The sequence below is a fragment of the Atopococcus tabaci DSM 17538 genome (assembly GCF_000429585.1).
Classification (GTDB): Bacteria; Bacillota; Bacilli; order Lactobacillales; family Carnobacteriaceae_A; genus Atopococcus; species Atopococcus tabaci.
In genome coordinates this window covers 1-9,492 of the sequence record NZ_AUCD01000080.1, presented here as the reverse complement: position 1 = coordinate 9,492, position 9,492 = coordinate 1, and the positions used below count along the sequence as shown (strand labels likewise).

The window sequence follows — 9,492 nt, the reverse complement described above, 5'->3', positions numbered from 1 at the left end:
TTAGCAGATTAATGCGTTTAGGTCTAGATATGGACAGTGCTAAACGCATTGGTTACTCTAGAAAGAAATACTGGAGACTGTCAAAAACACCTGAAGTTCATTGGGTGCTTACAACGAAAAGACTCTACCGGTGGAACGTAGTTTCACTACGAGACCTGGCAGAGTCTGCTTACTTAAGATATTGAACCGCCGTATACGGAACCGTACGTACGGTGGTGTGAGAGGACGATAAATGAATTAATCATTTATCTCCTACTCGATTTGTGTTTCGTCTTTTAAGACCAACTTTTTATCCCGGATTTCCCATATTTGTTCTGCCACATTCCTCATGAAGTAGCGGTCATGAGAGGTGAAGAGGATCATGCCCGGGTAACTGCGCATCAATTCTTCCAATGCCTCAATGGTTTGCACATCAATGAAATTCGTCGGTTCGTCCAGTATGAGCACGTTGCTTGGAACGGTGAACAACTTGGCCACCGCCAAACGGGTGGATTCTCCTCCGCTTAAATCGCTCAGCGGTTTCCGCACCTCTGTTTGGCTGAGTCCCAAATTGTTCAAAACCGCCCGCAAGACCGGCTCCGGGTATTCCGACTCTCCGGCCAAATAATCCAACAGGTTCATTTGTTCTGTCAATTTGTAATCCGTCTGACGATACGCTGCAAAAACAACTTTCGGCGACAAGGTGATGCCTTCCCCGTCCATTAAAATCCATTCCAACAGACTGGATTTCCCCGCACCGTTCGGCCCTGTAATCCCGATGCGTTTCCCAAGCGGAAATTGAAAATCAGCTTCGTCCAGCAACACTTTTTCCCCTTTTTGAATCGTGACGCCCGCACCCATAATCGGGAAACGGTTGTGCATTTCCAACTGTGTGGGTTCCGGAAACCGGATGGCTGGTTCTTTTTTCACCTGGTTCACGTGTTCCAGCTGTTCTGCCCGTTTCTCAATGGCTTTTGCCGCTTTATGCGCAGCTTTTTGAACGGTGTCTTTTTGCTTGGAAGACGACAGGCGGTCGGGTTTAATGTGTTTGTTTTTCTGCTTTTTGGTTGTCTGACTGACTTTTTGTGCCTGCTCTTGTTTCTTGCGGGCTGCCTGTTCAAGCCGGCTTTTTTCTTTCATGAATTGTTCGTATGCCCGCTCTTGTTCCATTCGTTGGTGCTTTTTTTGTTCTTGGTAGTTGATGTAGTTTCCGTCGTAAACGGTCACCGTTCCGTCCGCCACTTCCCAAATTTTTTCCACCGTCTCATCGAGGAATCGGCGGTCGTGGCTCACCACCAGCAACGTTCCGTAGTAATAACGCAATTCATCAATTAGAAACTGAATGCCTTCTTCATCCAAATGCGTGGTCGGCTCATCCATTAACAAGCCCATCTCATAATGAGAGAACAGTTTCGCCAGTCGAAAACGGGACGCTTCTCCGCCGCTGAAATGAGTGGGTTCATGGCGGGGAACACGAAGCTTCCCTGCCAACACCGGATCGATTTCTTTCAAATCCGCTTCAGATACTTCGCTTGTTTGGCGGTGATACTGAAAATCCACCGTCTTATGAACTTCCCCGCGGTCCGGCTGCACGGTTCCGGCGATGAGGTTCAACAACGTACTTTTTCCTTGGCCATTTTTTCCGACAATCCCAATCCGTTCGTTTTGGTATACCGTCAGCTGGTCAATGGCCAATACATCTTTGTTCAAGTAACTTTTTTCGATATTCTTTAATTCCAACACTAGTTCTTGCATGATATATACACTCCTTAAAAATACCGGCCGTGTCATATATCACAGAGGGACGCTTACCCATTCTAAAAATGGGCACACAAAAAAGAGATAGACCTGCTATCTCTTTTTGACAAATGTATTCCGCTGTGGAATGAAAAATGGGCAGACTGCTCCCTTGTATCTGTCATATAAACAGGACCTTGAATGGTTATTTAATTACCGATTCAAAGTCACAAAGCGCAATCTCATCGAATACATTTTTCATTCCTCCTTTTATTCATTGCATCGAGTATACCGCACCGCTTTCGTTCTTTCAACCCAGCTTTTTCATATACCAGGCATCGCAGGCACTGTGTTCGGTTCCTTCCAAAGGCTGGTCGAGACGTTGGAAGCCGAATTTTGCATACAAAGTGTTGGCGGCTTCCAACTTTTCGAACGTCTCCAAATAACAATACTCGTAGTGTTCTTTGGCAAACTCCAACGCGCGTGTCACCAGTTGTCTTGCCAACCCACATCCTTGTGCTTCCGGTTTGACGTACAGTTTTTGCAATTCCCCGATTCCTTTTGAGGCATCAAAAGGACCGATGCCGGCTCCGCCCAACACATCGTCCGTTTCATCCACCGCCACCCAGTAGCTGGCTTTTTCTTGCCGCTCGTAGTATTCAGCCAACTGCCCCAATTGCGGATCATAATAGGCCGTTCCCGGAAGAGCCAAATCAAATGACTCCAACGACCGCTTCACAATATTCTCCATTTCCTGGTTGTCTGATGTTCTGATTTCACGGATATTCATATTTCTTCCCCTCTTTCTGCTATCCATTATACGCTGTTTTTAGTCGAATCTACGAAAAAGATTGAGTAATGCGTTGACTCTTACGTTACGTGATGGTTTATAGTATGAAGTGAAAGGAGGGTGCAGATGAAAGTAAAAGAAGTTGCGGAATTGGCAGGAATCAGTGTGCGCACACTGCATCATTATGATGAAATCGGCCTGCTCTCCCCTGCTGCAACCACGGATGCCGGATACCGTATCTATTCTGAACAAGATCTTGAAACGCTGCAGCAAATTTTGTTTTTCAGAGAATTGGGTTTTCCATTAAAGAAAATCAAGGAAATCCTTCACAACCCTTCCTTCGACCGCGAAGAAGCGTTGGAAATGCAACACCGTATGCTGCTGGAAAAACAAAAACAGCTTGAAAAAAAGATTCGCACCATTGAAAAAACCATTCAAGAAGTGAAAGGAGAACGAACCATGACTCAGAAAGAAAAATTTGAAGGGTTTGACTTCAGTCATAACCCATATGAAGAAGAAGCCCGCCGGAGATGGGGCGACCAAACCGTTGACGAGGCGAATAAAAAAACCGGCCAATTCACCGAAGCCGACAAAAATCGCTTGAGTGACATTTACCGCAACTTAACCGCTGCACGCCATCTCACCCCGGATTCCAAAGAGGCACAGGACGCCATCCATGAATGGTATGTGTTTTTACAACGTTTCGGGCACTATACACCGGAGATGTTCAAAAACTTGGGGCAGATGTATGTGATGGACGAACGGTTCACGAAAAACATCGATCAATTCGGGGACGGCCTCGCGCAATTCATGGCTGACGCCATGGCGGTGTATGCGAATCAACGAACGAATGAAAACTAAACAGAAACACTATCTAACTACTATGCAGGCGTTTCCTCTCAGAAGAGCACAAGTGAGAGGAAACGCCTTACTTTCTTTCCAGAGACGAATTTTATATATTCAACCCAGAAAAGAAATTGCTGTCGAACGTGGCCATTAAAAGAAACGGGATGGCAGGATGAAGCAACAGAAAACCTGGGTAAAAGACATTGTCCTCTTCTTAAGCAGTCAAACCTTTACGCTGTTGGGATCGTCACTTGTCCAATATGCCATGTTGTGGCACGTCACTTTGACCACGGATTCCGGCTCTATGCTGACGCTCTACATTGTCTTTGGGTTCCTGCCTACTTTCTTTTTGACGCCTGTTGCCGGAGTGTGGGCGGATCGCTACAACCGTAAACAATTGATTATCCTGTCTGATGGACTGATTGCGTTGGTCACATTGATTCTCGCCGGAGTGTTCTTCATGGGATTCGGATCCATTTGGCTGCTGTTTGTCATGGCCGCCATCCGCGCTTTGGGAGCAGGGATACAAATGCCGGCAATAGGCGCTATTTTGCCGCAGATTGTTCCGGAAGAATCGTTGACCAGAATCAACGGAATCAACAGTTCCATCCAGTCGGTCATCGCCTTTGTCTCACCTATCATCAGCGCCGGCTTGTTGGGTGTGGCAGACATTGAATGGATTTTCTTGATTGATGTCGTCACTGCGGTTTTTGCCATCGCGATTTTGCTCTTTCTGAAAATCCCCTCTCATAAAAAAGCAGCGGATGTTCAACAGAACAGTTATTTCAATGACTTCATGCAAGGCATCGGCTACATCCAGCATCGTGCTTATCTAAAGGTATTCTTCCTGTTCGTGTCTGTGTTGTTTTTATTGATTGCACCCGTCGCCTTTTTAACTCCCTTGCAAATTACCCGCAGTTATGGCGAAGACTTGTGGCGCTTGTCCGCCATCGAAATTGCTTTTTCTACCGGAATGCTTATCGGTGGAGCATTGATTGCGGTGTGGGGTGGATTCAACAACAAAACAAAAACCATCTCTTTTGCCAGTCTGGCGATGAGCTTTTGTACTATCGCTCTAGGCGCTTTGCCCGCTTTCTGGCTGTATCTTACCTTATTTGGCATTTTTGGCGTGGCAATGCCGGTCTTCAACACTCCGGCAACGGTTCTCCTGCAGGAAAAAGTGGAAGAAAATTACTTAGGCCGAGTGTTTGGTGTCATGACCATGATCTCCACCTCGATGATGCCGCTGGGGATGATTGTCTTTGGTCCATTGGCTGACATTATCGAGATTGAATGGATGCTGTGGGGAACCGGAATCTCCATTGTCGTCTTGGCCATTTTATTTGGGCGGAACCGCACGTTGCTGAAGGTCGGAAGCGATGAGGGGATTTCCTAACCATTTAAAGCGAGGATGCACCAAAAAGAGAGCGGGACAAAATGCGTTTAGACCCGAACCTTCTAACGCATACCTTATCCGTAAGCCGCTAAAGCGGCAACGGCTATGGCAACTGGAGCGAATAAGCGGATGAGGGGCAAAGCCCCTCGAGCATTATTCTAAAGGAGGCACTGTGGGCAGATGCCCAAGTGTATCATGACTGTACATTGCTAAAGCAACTACAGTCATGACAAAGTGGACGTCGGGTCTGCATTTTGGAGCGCATTTTCGCTATACTATTCGGAAACGCAAAAGAGGTCGGGACTATTGTCCCAAGCTCTTTTTTCTCCATCTACCCTGTTCTTCGCTTATTCTACAAAATAAACGATTTCCCAATTGTGTCCTTCTGGATCTTCAAAATAACCTGAAGAACCCCATTCAAATTTCTGAGAGTGACCGGGAAGGACGATTCCACCCAACTCCGAGACTCTTTTCAAGACCGCGTCGACTTCTTCTTCGCTGTCGGCCGCAAGACTCAAAATGACTCCAGACGGTTTTTCTGTTGTTTTTGAAAAATCAAACTCCTCAAGTCCGGAACGCTGATTTTTATCCGCTCATCCGTTCTGCGTATTTCTTGAAATTATCCAAAATGGCCTGCCAGCCTTCCCGTTGAACCTCCAACGGGTTTTCTGTTTCTGCATCAAACGTTTGGATAACTTCTGTCTCTCCGCCTTCGTCATGAAACGTCGCGTGGACTTTTCTTCCATCATCCATGGTGTAGGCGATCACTTCATGCAGTTTGACTTCATCGTAAATGCCGCCGAAATCAAATCCTGCGCTGCCGTCTTTCGCTTCCATTCTCGTGACAAATTTCCCGCCTTCTCTTAAATCGTTTTCCGCAAACGGGGCATGCCAGTCCTCGGATGCTTGGTTCCCTTTCGTGATATGCTCGGGTTCCGTCCAATACGTCCATACCTTCTCCACCGGTGCCTGGATCGTTGCGTTGATGGTGATTTTTTCGAACTCAGCCACTCTGTTCACCTCCGTCCTTCTTATGTAAGAACACGGCCCCTTCACCTCTCGAGGTTAGTGTAGCTTATGTATTCGGTGAAATCCATTCACGCGCATGGAAAAAGGCTCCCTTTCACCAACAGGAGCCTTTTGATTTTTAGCGTTTAATAAAGCTGTATTTTTTCTATCAGTGCTTCGACTTCCTCTCCGGTGGCAGGTTCCACATAAACAAGTTCCGTGTTTTCACTGATTTTTTGCGTGTATTCTTTCATGAAATCTTCTCCGGCTTCAGGCGAAGGATTGCTTTCCCATCTGAGCGGAACATTGTAGACGTTGATTGTGCCATCTCCGTTGCCGCTATAAGTAACGGACCCGTCCACCAACCGGCTGCCCGACAACTGAATGACCTCTTCTGGGTAAACGACGCTTGTTTCATCCAACGGGTTGATCAATGTTCCTGCCGGAATGCGTTCCACATATAGCGTTTCGATATCGGGATTGGGCCCCAGCTGCAGCCAGACACGGGCGTACTCGACCTCTTCCGCTGAATAAGCAGAATCATCCGCGCTTTCCGCTGTGGCTTCTTCATCCGGCTGTTCTGTCGCTTCATTCGCGGTGTCTACAACGGCTCCTTCCGATTCACTCGACACTGCGCTGTCCATTTGTTCCGTTTCTTGTTCCATTGTGGTGTCGACAACCGCGCTGCTGTCTAGGGCTTCTTCCGCTGGTTTTTCTCCCGCTTCTCCGCCCGTGCATCCGGCCAACGTCCATACTGCTAAACCAAAGAATAAAAGTTTTGCTCTCTTTTTCATCTGCACATTTGTCCTTTCGTCCTTTGATGCTGGGTTAAACGTTCAATCGTCCACGGAATCCCCTCGCCGCGTAGTAAGAGTCGGCGCCGTTGTGATACAAGAACACACGGCCATAGCGGAAGTCACAAAACACTGCCCCGCCTTTTTCCCGGATGTCTTTCGGGGTCTGCACCCAACTGGACGTGGACGTATCAAAGTCTCCCAATTCCTGCAGGCGGCGGTACTGCTCTTCGGTTAAGAGTTCGATGCCCATTTCTGCCGCCATGTCCATCGCATTGTTTTTCGGCGGATTCTTTTTCCTGCCTTCCTGCGCCGACCGATCGTAACACACACTTCTGCGGCCTTTTGGACTTTGTTTGGAACAATCCACAAAAATGTACGCGTCGGTTTCTTCGTCGTACCCCACCACGTCCGGTTCACCGCCGGTTTGTTCCATTTCGTGAAGCGACCATAACTTTTCACCCGCTGCTTCCAATTTTGACTGAATGAGTTCCCATTCGAGGCCTTCATGGCGCTCCATATGTTTTTCAAATCGCTTCTGCAATGTATCAAGAAGCTCCTCCCGCTGCTCTGCAGTCAACGTTTTTTCCATTCTCCATCCTCCTCGAAAAGTATTCACCTACAACTGTATCTTACCCTAAAAAAGACATAAAAATTCACACTTCTACGCATAAAGTGAACTTTTATGTCTCCGGCTTTAAGTTTTGTCTTTTTTTAATTCATATTTCAGCTCCGCAAATTGATTGAAGTTCCGCACCCTCTTCAACACCAGCTCGGTTTCATATTCCCCTTCTTTGAACAACGGAATCCCCTTGCCCAGTAGGACAGGAGCCACGGTGACAGTGATTTCATCAATCAGCCTGGCTTCGAGAAAGGACTTCAACAAATCACCGCCGCCGACCATCCAGATGTCTCCTCCGTCCTGTTGTCGAAGCTTCTCCACAAATTGAGTGACATCTTCATTTACAAACGTGACGTCTTCCGTATTTTCCATCGGTGACCTCGTAAAGACATAGCACTGTTTGTCTTTGTAAGGAAATTCTCCCGGCTCATTGTGGATGATCCACTCATATGTGCGTCTGCCCATCACCAAGGTATCGATACTATCATAGAACTCCAAAGTGCCGTTATCTCCCTCGCCTTCGACGCGGAACAGCCATTCCAGCGACTCGTCTTCTGTAGCGATGTACCCGTCCAGACTCGCGGCGATAAACAAAACCACTTTTCTTTTTTTGCTCATCAGCGCACCCCTCCCTGTTTTTCAATGTTCCTTGTTTGCCGTCCATTAATCCTTGAACGGCCCTACTTTGGCAAAGTACTGTTCGATGACCGCCAAGACACCACTCTCGTTGTTGGACGGCGCGGCATAGCGGGCAGCTTTTTTCACTTCTTCGCTTCCATTTTCCATCGCAAATCCGTATTTGACGTGTTTGAGCATTTCAATGTCATTGCCCCCGTCCCCAAAAGCCATCATCTCATCCGGTTGAATATGCCCTACTTTTTGCAGTCGTTGAAGACCGGAGGCTTTATGAAATTCCGGTACAATCAAATCGATGCTGCCATGTCCGCTTGAGACCGGTGTGACGACTTTTCCGATTTTCGTGTGCAGCAGCTCTTGGAGTTGACGGGTTTTATCTTGCGGGCAAGCCAAGGCAAATTTCAAAATTTGATCTTCCACTCCATGAAACGTCGGCACGCGTTTGAGGCGGGGGTAATATCTTTTAGCCTCGACAAATACATCTTCCGGCAAATCTTCCAACACATACGCACTTTCTTTTCCGCATACCACCACAGAAATATTCGTATGCCGCATCAACTCGTCCATCACAAATCGTACATCTCGTTTGGGGATATCCACCGAAAACAACTCTTTTCCTTGCATAACCACGAATGCCCCGTTTTCCGATACAAAGCTGATTTCTTCATGGATCGGTTCAAAAAATGACATTAACTGGTAATACTGGTTTCCACTGGCAACGACAAAGCGGATGCCCGGTTCTTTCATCTTCTGATATTGACGGAAGAAACGCTCTTGATCGTAATTCTTTTCATCGTCCAAAAACGTTCCATCCATATCTACGGCAATCAATTTGACTGCCATACGTACTCCTCCTGTCTTTTTCTCGCACTGAATCAAGAAGTGCATGTCAACGTGGTCGGCCTCTTTGCTCCTTCATTTTACTCCGGTCCTTCCCTGCAGCCAACCATAAAACCTTTTTATTCGGTCAGTTCCACCCAATTGCCTTCCGGGTCTTCAATCACACTTTCGTAATACCCGTCTCCTGTCGTACGAGGTCCATTGACCACCGCATACCCGTCCTTCCGCAACCGTTCCGTCAGCTGGTCTACATCTTCCTTGCTTCCCAAAGAGATGGCGATGTGCGCCCAACCGGTTTGGTTGGATTGTGGTTTTTGGTTGATCCCTCTTTGGCGCATAATTTCCAAGTGGGTACCGGATTCAAAGGTCAAAAAATAGGACTCAAAACCTTTTTTTGTGTTGTGGTATTTTTCATTCGATGTACAACCGAAATACACTTAGTAAAACGCTTTCGTTTTCTCTAAGCCTTCTACCCATACAGCCACATGTTCAATACGCATCTTACTGTTCCTCCGCTTTCAACTTTTTTTCACTTTACACTTTTTATCTTAACACAGGTGCTGTGGTTCCTCCACGGAGCACAAACTTCGGTATGTGTCAATACTTTGGCGGAAACTTTTCTCTAGAGATGGTAACTCTTCAATTTTAATATTAAAATGGCTCATTCTGTGTGTTTCATTACCCAAACATTTTCTTCAGTTGTCCCATTGGACTTGATGTGGAACTATAATTAGCTATTTCACCTATTTTAACCCCTATAGAAGGACGATGAATCTTTTTCAAAACAGCTCTAACAGCCCCTTTAAATTCAGGGACAATGGTTTGTTCAAATGCAGGTAGTTCC

10 protein-coding genes and 1 pseudogene are annotated in these 9,492 nt (G+C 46.8%); 2 read left to right on the top strand and 9 right to left on the bottom strand.

What is annotated here, in order from left to right; genetic code table 11:
• Window positions 1–252: 252 nt before the first annotated feature.
• Window positions 253–1,734 carry a ribosomal protection-like ABC-F family protein gene (gene abc-f, locus G470_RS0110245; protein ID WP_028274732.1) on the bottom strand — a complete coding sequence of 494 codons (1,482 nt, stop codon included), beginning with the start codon at window positions 1,732–1,734 and terminating at the stop codon, window positions 253–255.
• A 292-nt stretch (window positions 1,735–2,026) separates the two neighbouring features.
• Complete coding sequence (locus tag G470_RS0110240; protein ID WP_028274731.1) at window positions 2,027–2,506, bottom strand: GNAT family N-acetyltransferase; 480 nt, start codon at window positions 2,504–2,506, stop codon at window positions 2,027–2,029.
• A 126-nt stretch (window positions 2,507–2,632) separates the two neighbouring features.
• Between G470_RS0110240 and G470_RS0110235 the strand changes: the two genes are divergently transcribed.
• Entirely contained in the window at window positions 2,633–3,367 is a 735-nt protein-coding gene (locus G470_RS0110235) for a MerR family transcriptional regulator (protein WP_205617925.1), read from the top strand.
• A gap of 157 nt (window positions 3,368–3,524) precedes the next feature.
• Window positions 3,525–4,748 carry an MFS transporter gene (locus G470_RS0110230; RefSeq protein ID WP_028274729.1) on the top strand — a complete coding sequence of 408 codons (1,224 nt, stop codon included), beginning with the start codon at window positions 3,525–3,527 and terminating at the stop codon, window positions 4,746–4,748.
• Between the two features lie 347 nt (window positions 4,749–5,095).
• Here the strand turns inward: G470_RS0110230 and G470_RS14475 are convergent, their stop codons facing one another.
• From G470_RS14475 to G470_RS13370, 7 genes and pseudogenes are all read right to left on the bottom strand, one after another.
• Window positions 5,096–5,266 (bottom strand): VOC family protein, encoded by a 171-nt coding sequence (locus G470_RS14475; protein WP_169720335.1) that lies wholly within the window; start codon window positions 5,264–5,266, stop codon window positions 5,096–5,098.
• Between the two features lie 67 nt (window positions 5,267–5,333).
• A complete protein-coding gene (locus G470_RS0110220) occupies window positions 5,334–5,759 on the bottom strand; it encodes an SRPBCC family protein (protein ID WP_035445564.1) in 426 nt (141 codons plus the stop codon).
• Window positions 5,760–5,902: 143 nt separating this feature from the next.
• On the bottom strand, window positions 5,903–6,550 hold the full coding sequence (locus G470_RS0110215; protein ID WP_028274727.1) for a hypothetical protein: 648 nt from the start codon (window positions 6,548–6,550) through the stop codon (window positions 5,903–5,905).
• A 34-nt stretch (window positions 6,551–6,584) separates the two neighbouring features.
• On the bottom strand, window positions 6,585–7,142 hold the full coding sequence (locus G470_RS0110210; RefSeq protein WP_028274726.1) for a DUF4256 domain-containing protein: 558 nt from the start codon (window positions 7,140–7,142) through the stop codon (window positions 6,585–6,587).
• Window positions 7,143–7,247: 105 nt separating this feature from the next.
• Window positions 7,248–7,790 carry a dihydrofolate reductase family protein gene (locus G470_RS0110205; protein ID WP_028274725.1) on the bottom strand — a complete coding sequence of 181 codons (543 nt, stop codon included), beginning with the start codon at window positions 7,788–7,790 and terminating at the stop codon, window positions 7,248–7,250.
• Window positions 7,791–7,835: 45 nt separating this feature from the next.
• The gene (locus G470_RS0110200; RefSeq protein ID WP_028274724.1) at window positions 7,836–8,651 is read right to left on the bottom strand and encodes a Cof-type HAD-IIB family hydrolase; all 816 of its coding nucleotides are present in this window, start codon (window positions 8,649–8,651) and stop codon (window positions 7,836–7,838) included.
• A 116-nt stretch (window positions 8,652–8,767) separates the two neighbouring features.
• Window positions 8,768–9,148 (bottom strand): annotated as a pseudogene (locus G470_RS13370) (VOC family protein).
• Between the last annotated feature and the right edge of the window lie 344 nt (window positions 9,149–9,492).